Origin of the sequence: Marinobacter sp. DUT-1 (genome assembly GCF_050379415.1) — a bacterium.
Classification (GTDB): domain Bacteria; phylum Pseudomonadota; class Gammaproteobacteria; order Pseudomonadales; family Oleiphilaceae; genus Marinobacter.
Genome location: NZ_JBNRLS010000002.1, coordinates 778,039 through 802,830, shown reverse-complemented (window position 1 = coordinate 802,830; position 24,792 = coordinate 778,039). Strand labels below are relative to the sequence as shown.

The 24,792-nt window shown below is 60.3% G+C and carries 20 protein-coding genes and 2 tRNA genes; 12 read left to right on the top strand and 10 right to left on the bottom strand.

All coding sequences use genetic code 11. The annotated features are described in order from the left end of the window. The first annotated feature begins 24 nt into the window (after positions 1-24). Together selD and ACQUTG_RS09310 are read left to right on the top strand one after the other, a co-directional pair. The gene (gene selD, locus ACQUTG_RS09315) at positions 25-1,062 is read left to right on the top strand and encodes a selenide, water dikinase SelD (protein WP_428919121.1); all 1,038 of its coding nucleotides are present in this window, start codon (positions 25-27) and stop codon (positions 1,060-1,062) included. 30 nt (positions 1,063-1,092) lie between these two features. Beyond that, a complete protein-coding gene (locus ACQUTG_RS09310) occupies positions 1,093-2,007 on the top strand; it encodes an AEC family transporter (protein WP_428919120.1) in 915 nt (304 codons plus the stop codon). On the opposite strand, the gene ACQUTG_RS09305 is transcribed toward ACQUTG_RS09310, so the two are convergent. Then, positions 1,984-2,916, bottom strand: coding sequence for a zinc ABC transporter substrate-binding protein (locus ACQUTG_RS09305; protein ID WP_428919119.1), 933 nt, complete (start codon positions 2,914-2,916; stop codon positions 1,984-1,986). The two genes, ACQUTG_RS09310 and ACQUTG_RS09305, sit on opposite strands and share 24 nt — an antisense overlap. Positions 2,917-3,064: 148 nt before the next feature. Here ACQUTG_RS09305 and gltX point away from each other — a divergent pair, with 148 nt between their 5' ends. From gltX to ACQUTG_RS09290, 3 genes are all read left to right on the top strand, one after another. After that, on the top strand, positions 3,065-4,546 hold the full coding sequence (gene gltX, locus ACQUTG_RS09300; protein WP_428919118.1) for a glutamate--tRNA ligase: 1,482 nt from the start codon (positions 3,065-3,067) through the stop codon (positions 4,544-4,546). A gap of 116 nt (positions 4,547-4,662) precedes the next feature. Continuing rightward, positions 4,663-4,738 (top strand) — tRNA-Ala (locus tag ACQUTG_RS09295). Between the two features lie 7 nt (positions 4,739-4,745). Continuing rightward, positions 4,746-4,821 (top strand) — tRNA-Glu (locus ACQUTG_RS09290). Between the two features lie 232 nt (positions 4,822-5,053). On the opposite strand, the gene ACQUTG_RS09285 is transcribed toward ACQUTG_RS09290, so the two are convergent. After that, positions 5,054-5,905, bottom strand: a complete 852-nt coding sequence (locus tag ACQUTG_RS09285; RefSeq protein ID WP_428919117.1) for a 6-pyruvoyl trahydropterin synthase family protein — start codon at positions 5,903-5,905, stop codon at positions 5,054-5,056. 103 nt (positions 5,906-6,008) lie between these two features. Here ACQUTG_RS09285 and ACQUTG_RS09280 point away from each other — a divergent pair, with 103 nt between their 5' ends. Further along, positions 6,009-6,656 (top strand): nucleotidyltransferase family protein, encoded by a 648-nt coding sequence (locus ACQUTG_RS09280; protein ID WP_428919116.1) that lies wholly within the window; start codon positions 6,009-6,011, stop codon positions 6,654-6,656. Here ACQUTG_RS09280 and ACQUTG_RS09275 read toward each other — a convergent pair. The 3 genes from ACQUTG_RS09275 to ACQUTG_RS09265 all read right to left on the bottom strand — a co-directional run bounded on the left by ACQUTG_RS09275 (position 6,616) and on the right by ACQUTG_RS09265 (position 9,605). After that, positions 6,616-7,716: a response regulator gene (locus ACQUTG_RS09275; RefSeq protein WP_428919115.1), complete on the bottom strand. Its 1,101-nt coding sequence runs from the start codon at positions 7,714-7,716 to the stop codon at positions 6,616-6,618. The genes ACQUTG_RS09280 and ACQUTG_RS09275 overlap by 41 nt on opposite strands. A gap of 51 nt (positions 7,717-7,767) precedes the next feature. After that, positions 7,768-9,030 carry an MORN repeat-containing protein gene (locus ACQUTG_RS09270; RefSeq protein ID WP_428919114.1) on the bottom strand — a complete coding sequence of 421 codons (1,263 nt, stop codon included), beginning with the start codon at positions 9,028-9,030 and terminating at the stop codon, positions 7,768-7,770. Positions 9,031-9,143: 113 nt separating this feature from the next. Then, positions 9,144-9,605: a hypothetical protein gene (locus ACQUTG_RS09265; RefSeq protein WP_428919113.1), complete on the bottom strand. Its 462-nt coding sequence runs from the start codon at positions 9,603-9,605 to the stop codon at positions 9,144-9,146. Positions 9,606-9,704: 99 nt separating this feature from the next. Between ACQUTG_RS09265 and ACQUTG_RS09260 the strand changes: the two genes are divergently transcribed. Further along, the gene (locus tag ACQUTG_RS09260; RefSeq protein ID WP_428919112.1) at positions 9,705-12,629 is read left to right on the top strand and encodes an insulinase family protein; all 2,925 of its coding nucleotides are present in this window, start codon (positions 9,705-9,707) and stop codon (positions 12,627-12,629) included. 130 nt (positions 12,630-12,759) lie between these two features. On the opposite strand, the gene ppsR is transcribed toward ACQUTG_RS09260, so the two are convergent. Beyond that, positions 12,760-13,575 (bottom strand): posphoenolpyruvate synthetase regulatory kinase/phosphorylase PpsR, encoded by an 816-nt coding sequence (gene ppsR, locus ACQUTG_RS09255; RefSeq protein WP_428919111.1) that lies wholly within the window; start codon positions 13,573-13,575, stop codon positions 12,760-12,762. A 207-nt stretch (positions 13,576-13,782) separates the two neighbouring features. Between ppsR and ppsA the strand changes: the two genes are divergently transcribed. Together ppsA and rraA are read left to right on the top strand one after the other, a co-directional pair. Next, positions 13,783-16,119, top strand: coding sequence for a phosphoenolpyruvate synthase (ppsA, locus tag ACQUTG_RS09250; RefSeq protein WP_428919265.1), 2,337 nt, complete (start codon positions 13,783-13,785; stop codon positions 16,117-16,119). 30 nt (positions 16,120-16,149) lie between these two features. Then, positions 16,150-16,629 carry a ribonuclease E activity regulator RraA gene (rraA, locus tag ACQUTG_RS09245; protein ID WP_428919110.1) on the top strand — a complete coding sequence of 160 codons (480 nt, stop codon included), beginning with the start codon at positions 16,150-16,152 and terminating at the stop codon, positions 16,627-16,629. A 79-nt stretch (positions 16,630-16,708) separates the two neighbouring features. Here rraA and ACQUTG_RS09240 read toward each other — a convergent pair whose 3' ends face one another. Both ACQUTG_RS09240 and ACQUTG_RS09235 read right to left on the bottom strand, forming a co-directional pair. Then, positions 16,709-17,377, bottom strand: a complete 669-nt coding sequence (locus ACQUTG_RS09240; protein ID WP_428919109.1) for a TIGR04211 family SH3 domain-containing protein — start codon at positions 17,375-17,377, stop codon at positions 16,709-16,711. Between the two features lie 121 nt (positions 17,378-17,498). Beyond that, positions 17,499-17,798 (bottom strand): YciI family protein, encoded by a 300-nt coding sequence (locus ACQUTG_RS09235; RefSeq protein WP_113864236.1) that lies wholly within the window; start codon positions 17,796-17,798, stop codon positions 17,499-17,501. A 30-nt stretch (positions 17,799-17,828) separates the two neighbouring features. Between ACQUTG_RS09235 and ACQUTG_RS09230 the strand changes: the two genes are divergently transcribed. After that, positions 17,829-18,719, top strand: coding sequence for a PHP domain-containing protein (locus ACQUTG_RS09230; RefSeq protein WP_428919108.1), 891 nt, complete (start codon positions 17,829-17,831; stop codon positions 18,717-18,719). Here ACQUTG_RS09230 and ACQUTG_RS09225 read toward each other — a convergent pair. Both ACQUTG_RS09225 and rne read right to left on the bottom strand, forming a co-directional pair. After that, positions 18,704-19,246, bottom strand: a complete 543-nt coding sequence (locus ACQUTG_RS09225) for a YecA family protein (protein WP_428919107.1) — start codon at positions 19,244-19,246, stop codon at positions 18,704-18,706. The genes ACQUTG_RS09230 and ACQUTG_RS09225 overlap by 16 nt on opposite strands. 3 nt (positions 19,247-19,249) lie before the next feature. Next, the gene (rne, locus tag ACQUTG_RS09220; protein ID WP_428919106.1) at positions 19,250-22,450 is read right to left on the bottom strand and encodes a ribonuclease E; all 3,201 of its coding nucleotides are present in this window, start codon (positions 22,448-22,450) and stop codon (positions 19,250-19,252) included. A gap of 596 nt (positions 22,451-23,046) precedes the next feature. On the opposite strand from rne, the gene rluC reads away from it, so the two are divergent. Both rluC and ACQUTG_RS09210 read left to right on the top strand, forming a co-directional pair. Further along, positions 23,047-24,114 (top strand): 23S rRNA pseudouridine(955/2504/2580) synthase RluC, encoded by a 1,068-nt coding sequence (gene rluC, locus ACQUTG_RS09215; protein WP_428919105.1) that lies wholly within the window; start codon positions 23,047-23,049, stop codon positions 24,112-24,114. Next, entirely contained in the window at positions 24,111-24,758 is a 648-nt protein-coding gene (locus tag ACQUTG_RS09210; protein ID WP_428919104.1) for an HAD family hydrolase, read from the top strand. The genes rluC and ACQUTG_RS09210 overlap by 4 nt, the downstream gene beginning before the upstream one ends. Positions 24,759-24,792: the final 34 nt, after the last annotated feature.

Sequence of the window (24,792 nt, the reverse complement as noted above, 5' to 3'; positions counted from 1 at the left end):
ATGCAAAAAAATAGGAAACGTACTTTGGCTATCCGACTGACCGAATTCAGCCACGGCGCGGGCTGTGGCTGCAAGATTGCTCCCGATGTACTGGATCGCATCCTTCATACCGACGCGCCCGAGTTCAGGGACCCGCGCCTGCTGGTAGGTAACAGCAGCCGTGATGATGCCGCCGTGGCGGACGTGGGCAATGGTCTCGGGGTGATCAGTACCACCGATTTCTTCATGCCGGTGGTGGATGATCCGTTCGATTTCGGGCGGATTGCTGCCGCCAATGCTATCAGCGATGTCTATGCCATGGGCGGCAAACCGGTCATGGCCATTGCCATTCTGGGCTGGCCGGTGAATGAGCTGGTCCCGGAGATTGCCGCCCAGGTGATTGATGGCGGCCGGGCGGTGTGTGCCGAGGCGGGGATTGCCCTGGCCGGTGGCCACAGCATCGATTCTCCCGAGCCGATCTTTGGTCTGGCGGTGACGGGACAGGTGGCCGTAGACCGTATCGTCCGCAATGACACCGCCAAAGCCGGGGACTTGCTGTATCTGACCAAGCCACTGGGGGTGGGGATTCTCACCAGCGCTTCCAAGAAGGGCAAGGTCAGTGCGGAGGATCTTGCGGTTGCGGTGAAGAACATGGCGACGTTGAATAAAGTCGGTGAGGCCTTTGCAGAAGTGGACGGAGTCCATGCCATGACCGATGTGACCGGCTTCGGCCTGGCCGGGCATCTGCTGGAGATCTGTCGGGGCAGCGGGCTGCGGGCAACCGTGAACCGCGGTGCCATTCCGGTGTTGCCTAACCTCCAGCCCTATATTGACGCAGACTGTATTCCCGGTGGTACTCACCGCAACGCAGCCGCTTTTGGCAAAGCCATCGCCGGCATGACAGAAGCCGACAAACTGCTGTTCTGTGATCCCCAGACCAGCGGCGGCCTGATGGTCTGCGTGGCCGAGGAGAGCCGTGCGGCGTTCGAAGCCGTGGCCCGGGAGCAGGGTCTGGAGCTGTCACCGCTGGGGCGGCTGGGAACGGCCAGCTCCGAAGAGAGCTTCGTGGTGATCGAGGACTGATGACCGAATACACGGATTGGAGTTGTTGATATGCCAGTGATGGTGCAGGCCCTGGTGCCGGTGTTCGTGCTGATCATGCTCGGGCACCTGTTCCGGCGTTGGGACTTTCCCGGTGGCGACTTCTGGCCCCAGGCGGAGCGTTTCACCTATTACGTGCTGTTCCCGGCGATGCTGGTGTTCAAGCTCGGCCAGGCGCGATTGCCTCCATCGGCCTATGGCGACATCGCCCTGCTGATTTGCTCCATGCTGCTGGTCATGACGCTGGTACTGGTCTTGGTGCAACTGATCTGGCGCTGGAGTGGGCCGGTGTTTTCGTCCGTGTATCAGGGCGCGATCCGGTTCAACTCCTACGTGGGCCTTGCAGCAGGCGGCATGTTGCTGGGCGATGACGGGCTGTCCCTGACGGCGATCGCCGTGGCGGTCATGGTGCCGTCGCTGAACCTGCTGTGTATTCTGATGTTTACCCTGGTGGCGGATCAGGACAAGGTGCGGTTCGGTCAGGTGCTGAAGGCAATCGTTACCAACCCGCTGATTGTCGGCTCGGTGATCGGGGTGGTGTGGAGCTATTTCCAGATCGGTTTTCATCCGCTGCTGGCAGGAATTCTTCAGCCTCTGAGTAACCTGGCCTTGCCCATGGGGCTGATGACCGTGGGGGCCGGGCTGCAGCTGACCGCCTTGCGTGGGGCGTCAATGCCGTTCCTGGTGTCATCGGTGCTGAAGCTGCTGGCCTTTCCGCTAATGGCAGCGGGCCTGGCCTGGATGCTGGGTATGGACGGTCTGATGGTGCAGGTGGCGGTGTTGCTGGCAACGTTACCCACCGCCACCTCCGCTTACATCCTGGCCCGACAGCTGGGTGGGGATGCCCCCCTGATGGCGGGCATCATCAGTGGCCAGACCCTACTGGCCATGGCCTCCATTCCGTTAATGCTGAGCATCCTCTGGTAGGCACTGGAGGATGGCATCGGCGATGGATTGTTGAAAGTCGAGGTAGCCGGTTTCGGTGGCGTCGATGTCCATGGCCAGCGGATCCCAGGTGCTGAACGTCACATCCAGGCCTTCGGTGATGGAGCGCCACCATTGACGGTTGAACTGCGGTTCAGTCAGAAGGCATGGATGTGTCGCTTCACGCAGTTTGTTCTGTACCTCGGCGACGTGCCGCGCCCCGGGGGAGAGCTCGGGATTGAGTGTAAGCACGCCCGCCAGTTCCAGTTCATAATGCTCCGCGAACCGGGTGAGGGCATTATGATAGGCAAAAATGTCGATTTCCCGAGCCGGTGCCAGCTGCTCGCGAATCGAGGCTTCGCGATCGGTCAGTGCCGCCTCAAACCGGGCGAGGTTCCGGTTGATTGCCGCCTGATCGGCGTCTTCATGGGCGACGAGTGCTTTTGCGATATCCCGGGTCATGTCGAGAGCCAGTGCCGGATCTACCCACAGGTGCGGGTCCTCGCCCTCGCCATGGTCGTGCTCATGGCCGTGATCTTGACCCTGTTCTTCTTCATGTTCATCCCCGTCAACTTCTTCTCCTGAGAGTGCGATGGTGCGCTCCCGGAACTCGTCCGCGGACAGCAGTCGGATCAGGAAGGATTCCATGTCCGGACCGACCCAGAACACCAGATCCGCATTCTCCAGGGCGCGTCGCTGCGACGGGCGAATGGTGTAGTTGTGGGGGCTTGATCCCGGCGGTACGAGGGTTGTGACCTGGACATCCTCGGTTGCAATAGACCGCACCAGCAGTTCCAGCGGCTTGATCGAGGTGACCACGTTTACTTCGGCGTTTGCGGGCGCGGCTGTGAATACGGTGGCGCCAAAGAGTACAGGCGCAAGGGATCGACCCACACGGGACAAGATCGACATGTTTCGGGATTCCTGAAGCTGCGTTGAATGAAACGTTATAATATAACAAATTTGTCGGAATCGCCAAGTGGGATGGTCATGCGAAATCGGTGGCGGGCCGGTATAATGCCGGCTTTATCAAATGGCCACCGACATTTCAGGAAGGTTTATGACTGTACGTACCCGAATTGCTCCATCCCCTACCGGAGATCCTCACGTTGGTACCGCCTACGTGGCCCTGTTCAATCTGTGTCTCGCCCGGCAGCATGGCGGGCAGTTCATCCTGCGCATCGAAGACACCGACCAGGCGCGCAGCACGGCGGAATCCGAGCGCGATATCCTGCAGGCGCTTCGCTGGCTGGGGCTGAACTGGGACGAAGGCCCCGATGTGGGTGGCCCCCACGGCCCCTACCGCCAGTCCGAGCGCAAGCACATGTATGCCCAGTATGCCGAGGACCTGGTAACGGCCGGTCACGCCTTCTATTGTTTCCGTACTCCGGAAGAGCTGGAAGCGATCCGGGAGGAGCGCAAGGCCAAGGGTATGAATCCGGGCATCAAGGGCGACCTGGAGCTGCCGCAAGAGGAGGTGAAACGCCGCCTCGATGCCGGGGAGAAGTACGTCATTCGCATGAAAGTGCCGGATGAGGGGATCTGTGAAATCGACGACATGCTGCGCGGCACCATCGAGATCGACTGGAGCCAGGTGGATTGCCAGATCCTGCTCAAGTCCGATGGCATGCCGACCTACCACCTGGCGAATGTGGTGGATGACTATCTGATGGGGATCACCCATGTTCTCCGCGGCGAGGAATGGATCAACTCCGCGCCCAAGCACAAGCTGCTGTATCAGTATTTCGGCTGGGACATGCCGGTACTGTGCCACCTGCCGCTGCTGCGCAACCCGGACAAGAGCAAGCTGTCAAAGCGCAAGAATCCCACCAGCATCAATTTCTACGAGCGCATGGGCTTTTTGCCGGAAGCGGTGACCAACTACCTGGGCCGTATGGGCTGGTCCATGCCTGATGAGCGGGAAAAGTTTACCCTCGATGAAATGATCGAGAACTTCGACATCCAGCGGGTTTCCCTCGGTGGTCCGGTATTTGATGTGGAGAAGCTGCGCTGGCTGAACGGCCAGTGGCTGCGCGAGGAGCTCGACGATGAGCAGTTCATGGAGCGCATGCGCCAGTGGTGGTTCAACGAGGACGCCCTGAAGGCCCTGGTGCCGCACGTGAAGGGCAGGGCCGAGGTGTTCTCTGACGCGGTGCCCATGGCCCAGTTCATGTTCTCCGGCATGCTGAACCTGACCCCGGAAGACTTTGCCCATAACAAGCTGGACGAGGCCCAGATCAAGCGGGTTCTGCAGTTCACTCTCTGGAAGCTGGAAGCCGAGCGGCACTGGAGCAAGGAAAACATCTTCGCCGACATCAAGGGGCTGGCCAAGGCCATGGAGCTGAAGATGGGAGATTTCATGTTCCCGGTGTTCGTGGCGATTGCCGGCACGCCGAATTCCTGGTCGGTGATGGATTCCATGGCCCTGCTGGGACCTGACATGACCCGTTCGCGGTTGCGTCACGCCTTGGAGGTTCTGGGTGGTTTCTCCAAGAAAGAAACCAAGAAAGTGGAGAAGGAATACGCCGCGCTGGGTGCGTAATAACCGGTTTGGTGAAGAAGTAATCGATCTGGACAGGGACGTTCAGAAAACTGAAAAAAAAGTGTTTTTAAGTGTTGACGCCCCCCGGGTGGATCCTTAATATACGCAGCCGTTGAGGGGCCATAGCTCAGCTGGGAGAGCGCAACACTGGCAGTGTTGAGGTCGGCGGTTCGATCCCGCCTGGCTCCACCAATTTCTAGTCCCCTTCGTCTAGTGGCCTAGGACTCCGCCCTTTCACGGCGGCAACAGGGGTTCGAACCCCCTAGGGGACGCCAATTTGGCTTGACGGTTTAGTCCACCGGGAAGCCAGCAGAGAAACCGCCTTCGGGCGGTTTTTTTGTGCCTGTGAAAATGGGGTCAGATGAAAAAAAGAGGGCCGGCGAATTCGCCGGCCCTCTTTTTTTCATCTGACCCCTGAGTCTGTCTCCAGCTCTGGTGTGGCCCATGGGGGTCTGAAGAACGCTTTCTTCTGACCCCGTCTTGGCGCCATGCCCCCGAGTTACCGGCTCAACGCTCGGCAATGGCCCCTTTGCCCACGCCCTCATACGCCTTCACCCGAATCGCATCGGTCGGAAACTCCACCTTCAGCTTGTCCGCCATGTGCGCGGCAATCAGTTCGACGGTGGTGTCGGTATCGAGCATATACACCCGTTCCTCGGGCAGGGTGAGGGCGAATTCTCCCTGGTTGGCTTCGTATTCGAAGGTGACGTAGCAAACACCATCCGGGCCGACGTGGCGGCGAACCACGTCCTCTTCGGAACCCACGTAGATGTCACGCCATAGAGTGGCCCAGCGGCGTTCCAGGTCGTAGTCCCGGTGGCCGTTGCGGTCGATGCGGATCGGGGAGCGGTGGCCGTGGGCGATGCGTTGGCAGTTGCCCAGGTGTTTTTTCAGGCCGTGCACGTAATGGTAGTACGCGCCCTCGATCACTTCCTCACGCAGGTTGATGGTTACGGAGGTGACGTTGGCCGGTAACACCTCCATCAGTTCATGCTCCAGCAGGCGGGCCACTGCGGAGGGCACCACGTGCTCGGCGGAGAGCCAGACGACTGCCTCATCCGGGGAGCGGTGGACAATCTGGCTGCCATCTGTCAGCTTCCAGGTAAAGGTGTCAGGCTGGTCTTCGTCCCAGACCAGTCCCTGGTAACCGCGGGGGATCACCAGTCGGTGGTCGACGCGCTCATCGATTACGCGCTTGATGGTGCGTTTGACGTTGCTGAAGTCGAACACCATGCCCTGTTCGTCCAGTTCTCCGCCGAGCACCACGTCGGCAATCCAGCTCTCGCCCACCAGTCCACGTGTGGCGTCCAGGTAAGCGAAATCGATGACAGTCAGGTTATCGACAAACAGGTGATTCATCGGAAGTCCGGAGGGTATGATTGAGTGATGGGCGAATTCTAGCAAAAATCAGCAGTTCCGGCAGTGTGCCGGTGCTTTCCCGCCATTGGATATTGCTATCGGGGTGCTTATCAGAAGGTTCAGTTTTCATCCGGACGAATCCGGTTTTGCCGTCATTGTGCTGGCGGCCGGTGCATCTACCCGCCTGGGGCGTCCCAAGGCCCTGCTTAAACTGCCGGATGGCGGTACTCTTCTGGACCAGGCGTTACGCCAGGCCCGGCGGCTTGGCCGGGATGTGCGCGTGGTTACCGGGGCCTGGTACCCCCTGATCCGTTTCCGTTGCCATCTTCAGCCTTCTGTTTGGTTGTCGTGCGAGCATTGGGCGCAGGGATTGTCGGCATCACTGGCAACAGGTATCGAGAGCCTGGGGCCGAAGGTGAAAGGAGTATTTGTACTGGTGGCAGATCAGCCGTTGCTGGATCCAGAGGCCTTGCAGGCAATGAGTCAGGCGGCGTGGCAGGTACCGAACCAGCCGATGGCGGCGGATTACGGTGGCAGGGCCGGTGTACCGGCTTATCTGCCTCGCTGGCTATGGCCGGAGGTGGTGGCCCTGGAAGGGGACCAGGGTGCCGGCAGGCTGCTCACGGAAGTTGGTGCTACCCTGGTGCCCGTTGGGGGCATTCATGACGATGTCGACACGCCTTCGGACTGGCGGCGTATCCGCAGCCTACTCAGCCAAACAGCCCGGACAGCCAGGCAATCCCGACGCTGAAGATGCTGAGGCTGACCGCCAGGCCCAGGGTGTAGACCCGGGAGCTGGCGGCGCGTTGCTGGGCAACGAACAGGTCAATGGTGCGCTGGGCGATGTCTTCCGAGGTTTCCCGTGAGATTTCATGGGCCTGCTGGATCGCCTCCGATTGCAGCGTTTGCCAGAACTCGGTGTCGATGGTCTGCACGCTGGTGATGTGATCCTTGAGCTCGTCCATATGCGCACTGGTGAAGCCGGACTGACGCTTGAGGTCCCGTTTCAGGTCGGCCAGCTCGCGGGCGAGGTTCAGATTGACCTCCGCAGCGACGTCATCCCGCAGGTGTCGGGTGCGTTGTTCAATCAGTTCCGACAGTTCACCCAGCCGCTCCTCGATGGCAGCTTCCTGTTTGCTCCGGGTCTCATCCAGGGCGCGTCTCAGATGATCAAACTGTTCATCGAACAGGTCGCTCAGCAGTTCGTGGAGGCGGTTGTTGATGTGGGTCTTCACCGCTGAGCGGGCGATCTGTTCGATCAGTTCACTGGTAAGCGGCACCACGTTGGGTGAGGCGTGGCCATTGGTCTGCGGTTCCGGCTCCGGCTCGGATTTCGGAGCGAGTTGCACCGACGCGTCTTCGGGAACGCTCAGAGCCTCGTGATCCGCCTCCTGCGGGATTTCCGTGAACGTTGGCTCGGGCAGATTGCCGCTGCTGACGTCGCTGGCCAGCTGGTCGAGAACCTCGCCAAGGCCTTCGGTCTGGGGCGGCTTGGTCAGGATGTTGTAGACCCCGAAGTTTTTCGCTTCCTCGGTAAAGGAAGGGGATTTCCTCGAGGTGCACATGATGATCGGGATGTCCGCGGTGTCCGGGTTGCCCTTGATGGCGCGGGTGGCTTCCACGCCGTTCATGCCGGGCATCAGGTGGTCCATGAAAATCACGTCCGGGCGCTCATGGCTGTTCAGGAAGTCCAGGGCTTCCTCCGCAGAGCCCGCCATGTTGACCTGCATATCCCGGCCTTCCAGCAGTTTGCTCAGGGCAAACCGGGCCACCTTGGAGTCATCTACCAGCAGAGCGTTCTTGATCGACATGGTCACTACCTCAACCTGTTACTGCGAGTGTGTGGGTGATCGGGCCGGGATTTACCAGCCTTCCAGTTGCGGGCACTGGGTGGCCCGATAGCTCTTCTCCCGATAACACACTCCGGGTTCCGTGGTGCGGGCAGTGAATACCTCACCGGCCGCGGTGGTCAGACGAACCTGTCCATAGGGTTCGCCGTGGCGGAAGGTGGCCTCGATCGAACTACCGTTGGGATTGCGCAGCAGACCCTTGCCATGAAACGTGCCTTCCATGTATTGCCCTTCGTATTTCTTGCCGTCGGCAAAGATCTCGGCGCCCGAGCCGTGGAATTCGCCGTTGGAAAACTCGCCCTCGTAGGCGCGGCCGTCCGGATAGGTCAGGGCGCCGGTACCGTGGAATTCATTATCACGGAAACCGCCGACATACAGCATGCCGTCGGCGGTGGTCAGGGAGCCGTGGCCATTAAGCAGCCCCTCCGCCCACCGGCCGGTGAGAATGTCCCCGTTTTCACGGGTCAGCGTACCTTTGCCGTGGAATTTGTCGGCCGCGAACTGGCCGGTGTATTCGGCACCGGCCGCATCGCGCCAGACGCCTTCGCCCTGGCGTTGCCCCTTGACCCAGTCGCCCTCGTAGTGGCTCCCGTCCGGGTACCATGCGGTGCCCTTGCCATGGAACTGGCCGTCGATGAAATGGCCTTCGTAGCGCAGCCCGTCTTTGTCCTGGTAGGTGCCGTCACCGGTCTGCACCCCGCCGATCCAGGTTCCATTGCGGTAATTGACGGTTGTGTACGCCTCCAGTTTGCCAACCAGGGTCATTTCTTGCCCGGCTTCGAGGGCAACCGTCTGTTGCCAGGATTGATAGCCGGGCTTGCTGATGGTGACGTCGTATTTGCCCGGCTGGAGCTCCAGATCGAGACGGGTAGCGCCATACTGTTTGCCGTTGATGGTGACCTGATCCCCGATGACGTTGGAGCGCAGTACCATCAGGCCAGTAGTCGGCTCGGGTTCGGGGTCCGGTTTGGCTGCGGGTTCCGCCATTGCTGTCGTTTGAGTGTCGTCGGGCATGGGCGGAATGCTGAAGGGCTTGGCCACAGTCATTGCTGCAGGAGCCGGTTTCTGGGGTGCCGGCGCTGGCACCTCCTTTGTTTTCCGGGGCTTGGCGGGTTCGGGGGCGCCGGTAACCATCGGGTCCATGGTTTCGGAAGGCGTGGACGAGGGTTGCAGTTCCAGCAAGCTGTGGTCATTACCAACCGAGGCAAAACCGGCGGTCACCAGGAGCATCAGCGCCAGGGCATTTATGAACAGCAGTGGTCTGAAATCGACCATGGAGGAACCTCTTGATCCTGTCTTACCGAATCCGGATTACCTCCTGATCTTAACTACTGACTGCAATGTTATGTAACAGAAAGTGTCTGAAGTTATCGAGAATGCCGGCCAAATCACACTTTGTCCGGAAGCTTGTCATGGTTCAGCTGTTCCCATGATCTCATGTAGACATCGGCTTCGTATTCATAGGGAGAACGGAACGGGGTCAGGACAAAGTCAAAGACCAGGAAAAAGAAACCGATTGAAGCCCAGGCGATCAGAATGGTGCTGATAGTGGTGGCCTGTACTTCCGGATTGGAGTTGACGAAATCCTGCAGCAGGGGAATCAGGTCGGCGGCCATGGCCACAGGGTTGAAACTCGACAGTACGAATGGAACCCAGAAGGCAATCATGATCGGAAAGAAGCCGAAGGACCACAGCAGGCGACGCAGAAGGTAGATGCCGACTTCCTTCCAGAACCTGTTGCGGATCTCCGGCACCTTACGGATACGCTCGAGGTAGCGGCGCCGCTCCGCCCAGTAGGCGGCGACTTCGGGGGCCTCGAGGGTTGTGGTTTCTTCAGCAGGCTTGGTCATGGCTTGCAGGGCTACCTTATCGCTACGGGACTGTGCATGATAATCGATACTACGTGTTACCCTACAAGTCTCCATTTGTTTAAAGACAGGATAGATTGAATGGCTGCTGTGATCGAGAACGCAACCCATCCGGCCTTTGAGAAGCTACGCAGTCACCGGATTGATACCCTTAACCTGGAAGTCGAGGAGTATCGTCACAAGAAGACCGGTGCCCGCCACCTGCACCTGGCGGCAGACAACGACGAGAACGTGTTCTTCGTTGCCCTGCGCACTTTCCCGATGGACTCCACGGGCGTGGCCCATATCCTGGAGCACACGGCCCTGTGTGGCAGTGAGAAGTATCCGGTCCGGGATCCGTTTTTCATGATGATCCGCCGGTCCCTCAACACCTTCATGAACGCGTTTACCAGCAGTGACTGGACGGCTTATCCGTTTGCCAGCATGAACCGGAAGGATTTCGACAACCTGCTCTCGGTTTACCTGGATTCGGTGTTCTTCTCCAAGCTGGACCCCCTGGATTTTGCCCAGGAAGGTCATCGTCTGGAATTCGACAAGCCGGACGACCCCAACACCGATCTGGTCTATCGCGGTGTGGTGTACAACGAGATGAAGGGGGCCATGAGCGCGCCGACATCCCAGCTGTGGCAGAACCTCAGCAGCCACTTGTTCCCGACCACCACCTACCACTACAACAGTGGCGGTGAGCCGGATCACATCGTCGACCTGAGCTACAACGACCTGGTGGACTTCTATCGCCACCACTACCACCCGAGCAACGCGATTTTCGCCACCTACGGCAATATTCCGGCCCATGAGCATCATGAGCGGTTCGAGGAGCTGGCGCTCAAGCGGTTCGACAAACTCGACATCGAACTGCCGGTCCGCGATGAGAAGCGGATGTTCAGCCCGGTCCGGGTGGAGCAGGGCTATGCCGTGAACGAGGGTGAGGGCACCGAGAACAAGACCCATATCGTGACGGGGTGGTTGCTCGGCCACAGTTTTGACCTGCTGGAAAACATGGAAGGCCAGCTGTTGTCCGCCGTATTGCTGGAGAACAGTGCCTCCCCGCTGATGCGGGCACTGGAAACCACCGAGCTCGGCCATGCGCCGTCGCCCATGTGTGGCCTGGAGGATTCCAACCGGGAGATGACCTTCGTTTGTGGCATCGAGGGCAGCGAGCCGGGCAAGCACAAGGAACTCGAGACGCTGATCGAGAACACCCTGCAGAAAGTGATTGAAGAGGGGGTCAGCGAGGAACGGCTGGAGGCCATCCTGCACCAGCTGGAACTGCACCAGCGGGAAATCGCCGGAGACCAGTTCCCCTATGGGCTGCAACTGATCATGAGTGCCATCGCGCCCATGGTTCATGGCGGCGACCCGGTGGAACTGCTTGACCTTGAGCCGGTACTGGCAACCCTGCGGGAGAAGATCAAGGATCCGGCGTATGTGCCGGGCCTCATTCGCCGCAAACTGTTGGAAAACCCGCACCGGGTCACCCTGACCCTGCGCCCGGACGAGAAGCTGGAGTCCCGGCGCCAGCAGGCGATCCGTGAAGCCCTGGCCCGTCGCAAGGCCACCTTGACGGAGGAAGAGGCGCAGCAGATTGTCGATCGTGCCAGCGCCCTTGAAGAGCGCCAGATGCGTAAGGATGACGACTCCATCCTGCCCAAGGTAGACCTGTCCGATGTGCCCTTGCAGATGCCCGAGCCGGAGAGCCGCTATGACGGCGATATTTCCGCGACGGTCTACGCCCGCGGCACCAACGGCCTGGTGTATGAACAGGTAGTGCTGCCGGTGCCGACGCTGACCGAAGAGGATCTCCTGTTCCTGCCTTACTACACCACGTTGATCTCGGAAGTCGGCTGTGGCGATCTGGATTACCTGCAGATGCAGGACCGGATCTCCGCGGAATCCGGTGGTATCAGTGCGGCCTTCAGCGCCAAGGGCAAGATCGACGACGTGCAGGATGTCTCGGGCTACCTGATTTTCAGTGGCAAGGCCCTGGCGCGGAACCGCGGCAAGCTCACCAGATTGCTGCACGACGTCTACAATGGCGCGCGCTTTGACGAAAAGGACCGTATCCGGGAGATTATTGCCCAGATCCGGGCCCGTCGGGTTCAGGCAGTGACCGGCAGTGGTCACGCCCTGGCCATGGGTGCCGCATCCCAGGGACTGAGTGCGGGTGCCTGGCTGGCCTATCGTCTTGGTGGCCTGGCGGGAATCCGCGGTACCAAACAACTGGATGAAGCTCTGAACGATCCAGCCGAGCTTGAGGCTTTCTGCGGCCGGCTGGCGGCTCTGCACGGGAAGATCCGGAACCAGCAGCGTCAGTTCCTGGTGATCGGCGAAGACGAGCAGCTGCCGGCCATGGTGGATGACCTCAAATCCTGCTGGCAAGGCGAGCCCGGTGGCAGCGAGGAAACCTGGCGCATGGACCCGGTCGACTACACCACCCGGGAAGCCTGGCTGACCTCCACCCAGGTCAACTTCTGCGCCAAGGCTTACCAGACGGTGCCCGTGGACCATCCCGATGCGGCGGCACTGACCGTACTTGGCGGGTTCCTGCGTAACGGGTATCTGCACCGGGCCATCCGGGAAAAGGGTGGTGCCTATGGCGGTGGCGCCGGGCAGGACAGCGTCAATGGCGTGTTCCGGTTCTTCTCCTACCGGGATCCACGGCTGGGTGAGACCCTGGAAGACTTCGACAAGGCCCTGGACTGGCTGCAGGAAACTGACCACCAATACCAGGAGCTGGAGGAGTCCATCCTCGGCGTCATCGGCCAGCTCGATCGGCCCCGGTCACCGGCCGGGGCTGCGCGGCATGCTTTCCACAACAAGCTGTTCGGCCGATCACCGGAGCAACGTGCCCGGTTCCGCGAGCGCGTTCTGGCCGTCACCCTGGATGACCTGAAGCGGGTGGCCGGCACCTGGTTGGTCCCGGAGAAGGCCAGTACCGCAGTGGTGACCAGCTCCGAGAACCGGGAGATGGTGAAGGATCTGGGACTGGAGATTCAGGAGTTGTGAAAAAGGGGTCAGATGAAAGCTTTCATCTGACCCCAACTTCAATTCTCGTCCGAGCTCCGGGTTGGCGCCCTAAAACGGGGTCAGATGAAGGTTTTCATCTGACCCCACCTTCATCTCAGACTCTGCTTCATTACCGGTGCCGCTTCAGTCCGGTAGTCACCATAATCCTCGTCGAAATCTCCTCCACCGAATACGCCGTGGTATTCAGGTAGGGAATCCGCTCCCGCCGGTACATCAGTTCAATCTCTTCGATTTCATGCATGCACTGCTGGATGGACGCGTAGCGCGAGTTGGGCCGCCGTTCGTTGCGGATGGTGGCCAGGCGTTCCGGGTCGATGGTCAGGCCGAACAGTTTTTCCCGGTGGGGGCGCAGGGCCTTGGGCATGCGCTGGTCGGCCAGGTCCTCGTCGGTAATCGGGTAATTGGCGGCTTTTACGCCATACTGCAGGGCAAGGTAGAGGCAGGTGGGTGTCTTGCCACTGCGGGAGGCGCCGATCAGGATCAGGTCCGCTTCGTCATAATGCCGGGTGCGGGCGCCATCGTCGTTGTCCAGGGCGAAGTTGACGGCTTTGATCCGGCGTTCGTAGCTGCCTTCGTTGTTGATCGAATGACTTTTGCCTACGGTGTAGGAAGAGGAGGCGTTCAGTTCCTGTTCCAGCGGATTGAGGAAGGTGCCGAAGATGTCGACCATGAAGCCGTCGGCCCGGGAGATGATTTCCCGGATGTCGCTGTCCACGATGGTATCGAACACCAGCGGCCGCTCGCCATCGGTCTCGGAAGCCTTGTTGATCCGGGTCACCATGGCCCGGGCTTTGTCCTCATCATCGATATAGGGAACGGTCACGCGCTCGAAGTCGATTTTCTCGAATTGGGCCAAAAGAGCGTGTCCGAGGGCTTCGGCGGTCAGGCCGGTGCCGTCGGAAATGAAGAAGGCAGTACGTTTCATGGTGTGTGTCCGGTTCCAAATCTGACTGTGAGTGCCCTAGGTAATTTCCGCAGGTTACAGTATCATACACGCCAAGTTCGAGACTCCGCAGTGGATATTGCCTGCATTTGCCGCTGAATATCGCTGGCCCGGTTTTGCTCTTTGCTTCACAGACTCTAAGGGAGACGCGCTTTGGAAGATTACATCATCTGGTTTGATCACCTCGGAATGTCTGATGTCGACCGGGTAGGCGGAAAGAACGCCTCCCTGGGCGAAATGATCAGTAATCTGGCCAACGCAGGTGTCACCGTTCCCGGCGGCTTTGCCACGACAGCTCACGCCTATCGCGAGTTTCTGGCAACCGACGGCCTCAAGGACAAGATCGATGATGCCCTCGAGAAGCTGGACGTTAACGATGTGAACGAACTGGCCCGCGTCGGTTCCCAGATTCGCCAATGGGTCATCGAGACCGATTTGCCTGATGTCCTGGAAAAGCCCCTGGCAGAGGCCTATGCCAAGCTGCAGGACGGAAACGAGCACATGGCGGTTGCTGTTCGCTCGTCTGCCACCGCAGAAGACCTCCCGGATGCCTCCTTCGCCGGACAGCAGGAAACCTTCCTGAACGTGGTGGGCCTCCAGCAGGTCCGTCGCGCGGTCAAGGAAGTCTTTGCTTCCCTGTTCAATGACCGGGCGATTTCCTACCGTGTCCACCACGGCTTCGACCACAAGCTGGTGGCGCTGTCGGCCGGTATCCAGAAGATGGTGCGCAGTGAGACGGCGGCCAGCGGCGTCATGTTCACCCTGGACACCGAATCCGGCTTCCGGGATGTTGTCTTTATTACCTCTTCCTACGGCCTGGGTGAGACCGTGGTCCAGGGTGCCGTGAACCCGGACGAGTTCTATGTTCACAAGCCGACCCTGGAAGCCCGTCGCCCGGCGGTGCTGCGCCGTAACCTGGGCAGCAAGGCCATCAAGATGGTCTACCATTCCAGCCCTGGCGAAGGCGAGTATGTCGAGACCGTCAAGGTGGATCAGGAGGACCGCAACCGCTTCTCCATTACCGATGCCGAGGTGGAAGAACTGGCCAGGCAGGCCATGATCATCGAGAAACACTACGACCGTCCGATGGACATCGAGTGGGCGAAGGATGGCGACGATGGCAGGATCTACATCGTCCAGGCGCGTCCCGAGACCGTGAAGAGCCGCGCCGCCGCCAATGTCATGGAGCGTTACCTGCTGAACGAAACCGGCAAGGTGCTGGTGGAAGGCCGCAGCATCGGCCACAAGATCGGTAGTGGTCCGGTGAAAATCATCACCAGCATCAACGAGATGGATCGCGTACAGCCTGGCGATGTCCTGGTTACCGACATGACTGACCCGGACTGGGAGCCGGTCATGAAACGTGCCTCCGCGATTGTTACCGATCGCGGCGGTCGGACCTGCCATGCGGCCATCATTGCCCGGGAGCTGGGTATTCCGGCCGTGGTGGGCTGTGGTGACGCCACCGAGGTGCTCAAGGACGGTCAGGACGTAACGGTTTCCTGCGCCGAGGGCGACACCGGCATGATCTACGAGGGCGCGCTGGATTTCGAGCTGCGTGAGAACACCGTGGATTCCATGCCGAACATTCCGTTCAAGATCATGATGAACGTCGGTAACCCGGACCGGGCGTTCGATTTCCAGGCCCTGCCCAACGAGGGCGTTGGCCTGGCACGCCTGGAGTTCATCATCAACCGGATGATCGGTGTGCATCCGAAGGCACTGCTGAACTTTGACGGCCTGCCGCGGGATATCAAGCAGACGGTGGAGAAGCGCATTGCCGGCTACTCTTCGCCCGTCGATTTCTACGTGGACAAGCTGGTGGAGGGTATTTCCACCCTGGCAGCCGCGTTTGCGCCGAAGAAAGTGATCGTTCGCCTGTCAGACTTCAAATCCAACGAGTACGCCAACCTGATCGGTGGCACCTTGTACGAGCCGGATGAAGAGAACCCGATGCTGGGCTTCCGGGGGGCGTCCCGCTACATCTCCGATACCTTCCGGGATTGCTTCGAGCTCGAGTGCCGTGCCCTGAAGAAAGTTCGTAACGAGATGGGCCTGACCAACGTGGAAGTGATGGTGCCGTTCGTGCGGACCGTCGGTGAGGCGGAGCAGGTGGTTAACCTGCTGGCCGAGAATGGCCTGAAGCGGGGCGACAATGGCCTGCGGGTGATCATGATGTGCGAGCTGCCGGGCAACGCGCTGTTGGCGGATCAGTTCCTTGAGCACTTTGATGGCTTCTCCATCGGCTCCAACGACCTGACGCAGCTGACCCTGGGTCTGGACCGCGACTCGGGCATCATTGCCCACCTGTTCGATGAGCGGAATGACGCCGTCAAGATTCTGCTCTCCTACGCTATCCAGGCCTGCAGGAAGGCTGGCAAGTACATCGGCATCTGCGGCCAGGGCCCGTCCGACCATCCGGATCTCGCCAAGTGGCTGATGGACCAGGGCATTGATTCCGTGTCCCTGAACCCGGATTCGGTTCTGGATACCTGGTTCTTCCTGGCCGACGAGAAGATCGACTGATTTCATTTCCGGACAAAGGAGAGTGACAACATGGCAGACATTATTACCCCGGATCTGTGTGACGAGTTTCCGGAAGTCCGGGTGGTCGAGCCCGGTTTCAACAACTACGGTGGCGTGAAAAACTTTGGCGGTGAGATTGTTACCGTCAAATGTTTCGAGGACAACTCCGTGGTCAAGGAGCAGGTGGGACAGCCCGGCCATGGCCGCGTTATGGTGGTGGATGGCGGTGCGTCAAAGCGTAACGCACTGCTGGGCGACATGCTGGCGGAGAAAGCGGCCAGCAATGGCTGGGCCGGTCTGGTCATCTATGGCTGCATTCGTGACGTGGATGAGATCGGGCAGACCAACCTGGGTGTGCAGGCTCTGGGCACCGTACCCCGGAAAACCGAGAAACGTGGCATCGGTGACCTGAATATTCCGGTTACCTTCCACGGCGTGACCTTTCATCCGGGTCATTACGTGTATGCCGATAATAACGGCATCATCGTCTCCGAGAAGCCGCTGGTCTGATCCGGCGGTCAGAAACGAAGAAGGGCGGCCCGCGGGCCGCCCTTCTTTTTGTCCGGATGTATCGGCCTGAGACGAAAGGTCAGGCCCAGTTGTCGGTCTTGCGAGTGGGCTTGAGCATGGGAATGATCAGTGCAAGCAGGACACCCCCGAAGACAAGTCCGGCACCCAGCAGCATGAAGTCGGACTCCTTGCTCGCCTCCAGTCGCTCGTTCTCGGCGGTCAGAACTTCCAGGTCGTTGCGAAGTTTCTGGTTCTCCGCATTCAGCTCGCGGTTCCTGCGTTCCAGATTGATGGAGTCGGCAGCAATACTCTTGATCCGCTGAAGCTCTTCCTGAAGTTCCTGTGAACGGTTGGACAGGTTGGATTCTGCGCTCTCAAGGGCGTTTCGCTGCTGTGTGACTTGCGAAAGCTGCTCCTTGACCTGAGTCAGCTCGGTTTTGGTCTGCTCCAACTCCCGGTTGGCTGCCTGAAGGCGATCGGCTGCGATCGGGGTGTTGCTCAGGTACTGGCTTGCTACCCAGCCCTCGGTGCCTTTCGGTGTGCGGACCCGGGTGTAATTGTCACCGGCTTCCAGAACCTCCAGTGGTGTCCCGCTGGGCAGGGCGTTTTCGATGATCCGGTACTGGGTCCCTGCGCCTGAGCGGACGGGCAGGTAAAGTTTGTCATCGACCCAGACGGTTCTGGCCTGGGCGGCCGCGATTGATGATACGATGAACAGTAGACTGATGATCAGGCGAAAAGGCGTCACGAAGTACATTCCCGGAATTGGATAGTGAAAAACACCAGATGTTAAAGGCGCAATTTTGTCACAGATGACCGGCTGTGCAAGCCGGCCACCATTACAATAAACTCATGCGCAGCCCGGCGCCTCAGGGCAGCACCGCCTTGAAGGGTTTGACCGTTACCTTCTGGTACACGCCGGCTTCGATATAAGGGTCGGCATCGGCCCAGGCCTGGGCTGCTTCAAGCGAGTCAAATTCGGCAACGACGAGACTGCCGGTAAACCCGGCTTCACCGGGCTCAGGGGTGTCGATGGCCGGATGTGGCCCGGCAACAAGTAAACGGCCCTCCGCTTTCAATGCCTGCAGGCGCTCCAGATGAGCCGGGCGTGCAGACTGGCGAAGGGCAAGGCTGTTCTCGATATCTTCACTGATAATGGCGTAATACATGAAGTTCTCTCAACCGGTTAAGGATTTTTTGTGACTATACCCCAACCCCCGAATTTGTGCATTGATCTGCACTGCCACAGCACGGCTTCGGACGGTGCCCTGGCACCGGCAGACCTTGTTGCCCGTGCTGTTGATAAGGGGGTGACGCACCTGGCCCTGACTGATCACGATACCCTGAACGGTCTTCCTGAAGCGGCGCAGGCGGCGAGTCATTCCGGGATCACGCTGGTACCCGGGATTGAACTGTCCTGTCTTTGGAAAGGCCGGACGATCCATGTCGTCGGTCTGGACTTTGATCGGGAGGATCCGGTGTTCACCGGCAAGGTCGAGCAGCAGACGGATAACCGCCGGGCAAGGGCAGCCATGATTGCCGAGCGGCTCCACCGCCTGCGGGTGCCGGACCTGCTGGAGCGGGCGACGGAAAAGGCCGGTGGTGATGTGCCGGGCCGGCCCCATTTTGCCGAGGCGCTGATTGAGGCCGGGGTGGTGCGCAATGCTGCTCAGGCGTTCAAGCGGCACCTGGGCGCTGGAAAGGCTGGCGATGTGCGTGCCTACTGGCCGGAGCTGCCGGAGGTGGTGCAATGGATCACCGAGGCTGGCGGTATAGCCGTGTTGGCGCATCCACGCAAGTACAGGCTGACCGCCACCAAGCTTCGGGAGCTGACGACAGAGTTCTGCAAGGCCGGAGGGCAGGGTATTGAAGTATCCACCTCCGGTCAGTCCAGTGGTGATCTCGGTTTTCTGGCGGAACTGTGCCGGCGCAACGGGATGTGGGCATCCCAGGGCAGTGATTTCCACTTTCCGGGTGCGCCCTGGTGTGAGCTGGGGAATATCATGAAAATGCCAGACGGGCTGGAACCGGTCTGGCATCATTTTCGCGAACCTGCGGGTGTTGAAGCTCCGGCTCAGTCCGGAGCGTGAAACAGCAGGTAGAGGTCGGTCAGTGAGTCCGGGATAGCGTCGGCCATCTGGCGGGACAGCTTGTCGCTGTTGCGGACCTTCTGGAAATCCTCGTCATCGAAGAGCCCCGACAATGTCAGCATGGGAACCATGAGATCTGCGGTTTCCTCCTCGCTGGCGGCCTCCAGCCACTCCTCCTCATGCTCCAGGAAGGTCTCCACGAAACCCGCGCACCAGTTTTCCAGCGCGTTCATCGGGTCACCGTCCTCGGGCTCCGGAAGTTCCAGGGCCTGCCCCATATCGAGGGCGTGGGCCATGTCCTTTGACAGCTGGGTGACGCTGCGGCGGAATACCTCGGGGATTTCGCCGCCGGGCACCTGCTCGGTGCCGGTGGCGAGGCGGAAGATATCTTCCGCGCTCAGCTCAACCGGGCCGACGACGCTGGCGCACACCACGCCGTGGAGCCCGAAAAAGTCCAGGGCGTCATCACCCCAGGGCTCCGCGAACAGGATGTCTTCCAGCGCTTCTATGTCGGAATTGGATAGCATTTATCAGTTACTCCCGGCCTTTTGGGCTTCTTCCGCTGCACGCTGACGGCGACGGACTTCACGTGGATCGTTATAGGCCCGGCCCGGCGTAACCGGCAGGTCCAGTTCCGGCTTTCCGCTCTCACCCTGGAAAATCCGGGGCGCTTCGGGTGCCTTGGGCTCCGGGGCACTCTGTGCGGCTGCCTTATCTTCCTTCGGCTTTTCAGCCTCAGGCTTGCTGGCGGACTTTGGCGCGGGCTTTTGCTCTTTGGCCTCCGCTTCCGCCTCCGCTTTCGGAGTCTGAGCCTCGGGCTTCTCAGCCTTCGGGGCCTCCTGCTTCTTGGCGGTTACCTGCTCTTCTGCTTTGGGGCTTACCGCCTCTGGCCGGTTTTCTGCCTTCGGCTCCTCAGCCTTTGCCGGTTCGGCTTTGGTTGCCTCGACTTTGCCAGAGTCGGCCTTCACAGGCTCCGTTTTGGCGGCCTGAGGCTTGGGCTCTTCAGAGCTGGCTGCCTCCGGCTTGCGCTCCTCGGCCTTGGCTGTGTCAGCTTTGGTGGGCGCCTGTTTGGGCTCTTCGGCTTTAACAGCCTCCTGCTTGGGAGTTTCTGCTTCCGCTTTCGAAGGCTTGGCCGATTCCTTGCGGGCTGGCTTGGTTTCGGGCTTTTCGGCTTTCTCCGCCGAATCGGCTTTCGCGGGCTGGTCTGCCTTTGCGGGCTTTTCTCCCTGATCCGCCTTCTCCGCCTTAGGCTGTGCGGTTTCGGGTCTGGATTTCTTCCCCTCCTCTGCCTTGGCGGGGGCTTGTTGAGCTTCGGCTTTCTCAGCACCTACGCTGGCTGCCGGACGGGATTCCTGCTTCGACTCAGGAGCTTTCTCCGGTGCGGATGACCTTGCTTCGGCCTTCTGCTCTGGGCCCTTGCCCGAAGTGCTGGCTGCCTTTTCCGGCTCAGCCGCTTTCTCGGGCTGAGTGTCCTTCTGGTGCTTGTCGCTGCGCGCGGCCTTGCGGTCTGCCGGAGAGCTGGAAGGCGCCTCGGCCGGGGACCCGTCGCGGTTCCGTTGGCGGCGCGGCTTACGGGGTTTGTCACCGCCGGAGCCTTTCTGGCCACCTTCTTTCTGCTCTTTGGGCGGCTGCTGATCCTTCTGATCTTTGGCCTGCTGCTGGTCCTTCTGGCCGCGGTTGTCTTTCTGCTCGCGGTTGTCCTTCTGGTCCCGCTGCGGACGGTTACGACCCTGGCCGCGGCCCTTGTTGTCCTTGCGTCCTTCAGCGCCTTTGTCCTGGCCTTTCTCGCCGCCCTGACGGCCCTGGCTGCCACGGTTCTGGTCGTCGCTGCGTCCGCGGCCACGGCTGCGGGTATCGTCACCGCGACCCTGCTGCTGGCCACCCTGGCGACGATCACCGCTGCGGTTGCCGCCGGAACGCTGGTCATCCCGGGCTACCCGGGACTTGCGACGGTCCTGGGTTCTGCGGTCCTGGCGGGGCGGGCGTTTGCTCTGTTCGCGCTCTTCACCCTGCTGGCTCTCGCCACCAAAGAAGCAGGCGATCTTGCGGCCCAGGCGACGGAACAGGCCTTCTTCCTGGGAAGCTGCCTCTGCCACTGTCGGCGTCGGTGTCGGCGCCGGTGCGGATGGCCGGATCGCCTTCACGGCAGCCTGTTCGCGTACCGGTTTTTCGGCGCTCGGCGTTTCGAAGATTTCTTCTTCCCGCTCGCTGTATTCCTGGGCTACCTGGTGGCTGGAGATGTGCTCGGGCGTGGTCTCGTCCTGGCGGAGGCGCAGAATCTCGAAGTGGGGCGTTTCCATGTGCGGCACCGGAACCACCACGACCTGGACGCTCTGGCGCGACTCTATGTCGGCCAGCTGCTTGCGCTTCTCGTTCAGGAGGAAGGTGGCAACGGATACCGGCACGACGGCGCGGACTTCGCCGGTCTTCTCCTTGGAAGACTCCTCGTAGATCAGGCGCATGATGCTCAGGGCCAGTGATTCGATGCCACGAATGGTGCCCTGGCCTTCACATCGGGGGCAGACCTCGCTGCGGGTCTCACCCAGGGACGGGCGCAGGCGCTGACGGGACATTTCAAGCAGGCCGAAGCGGGAGATTTTGCCAACCTGGACCCGTGCCCGGTCGATTTCCAGCGCTTCGCGCATCTTCTGTTCCACTTCGCGCTGATGCTTGGCCGGCGTCATGTCGATGAAATCGATCACGATCAGGCCGCCCATATCCCGCAGGCGCAGCTGGCGGGCGATTTCTTCTGCCGCTTCCAGGTTGGTCTGCAGGGCGGTTTCCTCGATGTCCTGGCCCTTGGTGGCGCGGGAGGAGTTGATGTCGATGGAAACCAGTGCCTCGGTGGGGTCGATCACGATCGAGCCACCCGAGGGCAGCTTCACTTCCCGCTGGAAGGCGGTTTCGATCTGGCCTTCGATCTGGTAACGGCTGAACAGCGGAATTTCGTCCTTGTACAGCTTGATCTTGTTCTCGAAGGTGGGCATCACGGCGCGGACGAAGTTGAGCACGTCTTCGTAGACATTGGCCGCATCAATAAGCACTTCGCCGATGTCCTGGCGGAGGTAATCCCGCACGGCTCGGATGATGACGTTGCTTTCCTGGTGGATCAGGAAAGGGGCCTTGCGCTCACCGGCAGCCTGGGTGATTGCTTCCCAGAACTGCACCAGGTAGTCGAGGTCCCACTGGAGCTCTTCGGTGGTGCGGCCGATGCCGGCGGTACGCACGATGATGCCCATGGCCTTGGGAACCTGGACGTTGTTCATGGCTTCCTTGAGCTGGGCCCGTTCCTCACCCTCGATGCGACGTGAGATCCCGCCTGCACGGGGGTTGTTGGGCATCAGCACCAGGTAGCGGCCGGCGAGGGAGATGAACGTGGTCAGGGCTGCGCCCTTATTGCCGCGTTCTTCCTTGTCGACCTGGACGATGACTTCCTGGCCTTCGGATACGACATCCTTGATATTGATCTTGCCTTCGATCTGGCCCGGGGACTTCTTGAAGTACTCCTTGGAGATTTCCTTCAGGGGCAAGAAGCCGTGGCGCTCGGCGCCAAAGTCCACGAACGCAGCTTCCAGGCTGGGCTCTACACGGGTGATTCGACCCTTGTAGATGTTGGCTTTCTTCTGCTCGCGGGAGCTGGATTCGATATCAAGGTCAAACAGACGCTGGCCATCGACCAGGGCTACGCGCAACTCTTCAGGATGAGTTGCATTGATGAGCATTCTTTTCATGGAAAGAAAGGGTTCCTGTCGTTTGGTTTTGACAGAAAACCGGGGGGATTCGCATCAGCGAAGCGAAACGTGCGTGCCGCGGGCCTGTTACAACTGAGGCAGCCGGCGGCCAGACCGAATCAGACCCTTATGGGGCGCGATTCCATTGGTTCAGTACCACCGCCGACGGTCCTTCTGCCTGTTGGCAGGGAGAGGTCGCATAGGGTGAATGTCTGTTGACGCATGTTATCCGTTTTCAGGTTCACACAGGTGCCTGGGTCTCACGTCGTATTTGTAAGCTGGACGGCCCGGCCTTGCGTGGCAATGATTCTTCGCGATGTCGCCCGTCGGTTTTCCGCACGGTTCCTGTTCTTCCGGGGCTTCCTGTCAGCCGTTCATCGGTCTGCGAAAGCAAGGTCCGGAAGCATTTCCTGCGCCGTTCCCGCTATCTGTTCGGGCGCCGGCGTTCAAACTCTCTGATAGTGTCGGTATACTTCTGCCGCTCCGGCTTCTGGCTCGAGTAGGCCAGGCCGTAGACAAACGGCAGAGCACGCCGGAATATAACAGTATTGCAGCGCCTGTTCAATCCTCCAAACGCGTCGTCCGCAAGGAATTCCATGTCACGCAAGCCTGTTGCGAAAAAATACGCCAGCTCCCGCAAGCGGCCAGCCGGGCCGACCACACGGAAGGATGGCGCTACCTCGCGGTCTTCCGGCTCGGGAGAGCAGGTGCGCCAGGGTGTCCAGTGGGTTACGGTTGACGAGGATAATGATGATCAGCGGGTGGATAACTTCCTGCTGTCCCGGTTGCGTGGCGTACCCAAAAGCATCATCTACCGGATTGTCCGCAAGGGCGAAGTCCGGGTAAACAAGGGCAGGGTAAAGCCGGATACCCGACTGCGGGCCGGCGATACCGTCCGTATCCCTCCGATCGTTCGCAAGGAAAAGCCGGAGCAAGTGAAGCCCGGGAGCCGGGTTCAGGGAGTGATGGAGGCGGCGGTCGTTTTCGAGAATGATCAGATGCTCGTGGTGAACAAGCCCTCGGGCATCGCGGTCCATGGCGGTAGCGGGCTGAGTTTCGGTCTGATTGAAGTGCTCCGGTCGGCGCGGCCGGACAGCCGATTCCTGGAGTTGGTGCATCGGCTGGATCGGGATACGTCCGGTCTTGTGATGATCGCCAAGAAGCGATCGGCCCTGCGCTATTTACAGGACGAATTGCGCCAGAAGCGGGTGCGCAAGTTCTATCACGCCCTGGTAGCCGGAAGCTGGCCGGAAGGGATGGGTCGGGTTGATGAGCCCCTGCTGCGCTACGAGATGCCGAACGGGGAGCGCCGGGTTCGGGTTGACACGGCGGGTAAGGCGTCGCTGACCATTTTCCGATGCCTGGAGCGGTTCCAGGGGTACACTCTGGTCGAGGCTTCACCGGTGACTGGCCGCACCCACCAGATCCGGGTGCACAGTGCCTGGGCGGGTCATCCGATCGCGGGCGATGACAAGTATATGGATGAAGTGAGTATGAAGGCGTTTCGTTCCATTGGCGGGCAGCGGCTGATGCTTCATGCCAGGGCTCTGGAATTCCGCCTGCCCGGAAGCGACGAGCCGATGCGGCTTGAAGCGCCATATGACGAAGCTTTTGACCTCGTGCTCCGGACCCTTGGGGCGCGCAAAACAGGATCAGAGAAATGAAAGTTAAAGTAGTGATATTTGACTGGGATGGCACCCTGGTGGATTCGGTTGACCACATTGCCGACAGCCTGCATCAGGCGGCTACCGAGCTGGGCTATCCCGAGCTGGAACGCGAGGCCTATCGGGACATCATCGGCCTGGGCATGGTTGAGGCGCTGGAAAAGCTGTATCCCGGCATTTCGCGGGACGAGATGAGCCGAATCCGTGAAGGGTATGCCCGTTACTTTTTCAGCAAGGTGACCAGCCCCCAGAATGTTTTCGAAGGCATGGCCGAGCTGGTTGCCGATCTGCGGGAATTCGGCCGCAACTGTTCCGTCGCGACCGGCAAGAGCCGGCGGGGCCTGGAGAGTGCGCTGGTCACCAGTGGTCTGGGTGAGCACTTCGAAATTACCCGATGCGCCGATGAGACCCGGTCCAAGCCGGATCCCGCCATGTTGAAGGAAATTCTGGAATTTTACCGGATTGAGCCGTCCGACGCGGTGATGATTGGCGACACCCGCTATGATCTTGAGATGGCTCGCCGTATCGGCATGCCCTCAATCGGTGTCGAGTGGGGAGTGCACAAGCGGGATGTGCTGGGGGAGTATGCCCCTCATGCCATCGTTGAATCGGTGCCGGATCTTCGACGGGTACTGGGGCTTTGAGCCCGGTACCATCAATGCAGTTGCTGACAGGATG

What these genes read in the sequence shown, in the direction of transcription:
- ACQUTG_RS09310 (WP_428919120.1), top strand. Translation starts at nt 1,093, where the DNA reads ATGCCAGTGATGGTGCAGGCCCTGGTGCCGGTGTTCGTGCTGATCATG.
- ACQUTG_RS09305 (WP_428919119.1), bottom strand. Translation starts at nt 2,916, where the DNA reads ATGTCGATCTTGTCCCGTGTGGGTCGATCCCTTGCGCCTGTACTCTTT.
- gltX (WP_428919118.1), top strand. Translation starts at nt 3,065, where the DNA reads ATGACTGTACGTACCCGAATTGCTCCATCCCCTACCGGAGATCCTCAC.
- ACQUTG_RS09285 (WP_428919117.1), bottom strand. Translation starts at nt 5,905, where the DNA reads ATGAATCACCTGTTTGTCGATAACCTGACTGTCATCGATTTCGCTTAC.
- ACQUTG_RS09275 (WP_428919115.1), bottom strand. Translation starts at nt 7,716, where the DNA reads ATGTCGATCAAGAACGCTCTGCTGGTAGATGACTCCAAGGTGGCCCGG.
- ACQUTG_RS09270 (WP_428919114.1), bottom strand. Translation starts at nt 9,030, where the DNA reads ATGGTCGATTTCAGACCACTGCTGTTCATAAATGCCCTGGCGCTGATG.
- ACQUTG_RS09265 (WP_428919113.1), bottom strand. Translation starts at nt 9,605, where the DNA reads ATGACCAAGCCTGCTGAAGAAACCACAACCCTCGAGGCCCCCGAAGTC.
- ACQUTG_RS09260 (WP_428919112.1), top strand. Translation starts at nt 9,705, where the DNA reads ATGGCTGCTGTGATCGAGAACGCAACCCATCCGGCCTTTGAGAAGCTA.
- ppsR (WP_428919111.1), bottom strand. Translation starts at nt 13,575, where the DNA reads ATGAAACGTACTGCCTTCTTCATTTCCGACGGCACCGGCCTGACCGCC.
- ppsA (WP_428919265.1), top strand. Translation starts at nt 13,783, where the DNA reads ATGTCTGATGTCGACCGGGTAGGCGGAAAGAACGCCTCCCTGGGCGAA.
- rraA (WP_428919110.1), top strand. Translation starts at nt 16,150, where the DNA reads ATGGCAGACATTATTACCCCGGATCTGTGTGACGAGTTTCCGGAAGTC.
- ACQUTG_RS09235 (WP_113864236.1), bottom strand. Translation starts at nt 17,798, where the DNA reads ATGTATTACGCCATTATCAGTGAAGATATCGAGAACAGCCTTGCCCTT.
- ACQUTG_RS09225 (WP_428919107.1), bottom strand. Translation starts at nt 19,246, where the DNA reads ATGCTATCCAATTCCGACATAGAAGCGCTGGAAGACATCCTGTTCGCG.
- rne (WP_428919106.1), bottom strand. Translation starts at nt 22,450, where the DNA reads ATGAAAAGAATGCTCATCAATGCAACTCATCCTGAAGAGTTGCGCGTA.
- rluC (WP_428919105.1), top strand. Translation starts at nt 23,047, where the DNA reads ATGTCACGCAAGCCTGTTGCGAAAAAATACGCCAGCTCCCGCAAGCGG.
- ACQUTG_RS09210 (WP_428919104.1), top strand. Translation starts at nt 24,111, where the DNA reads ATGAAAGTTAAAGTAGTGATATTTGACTGGGATGGCACCCTGGTGGAT.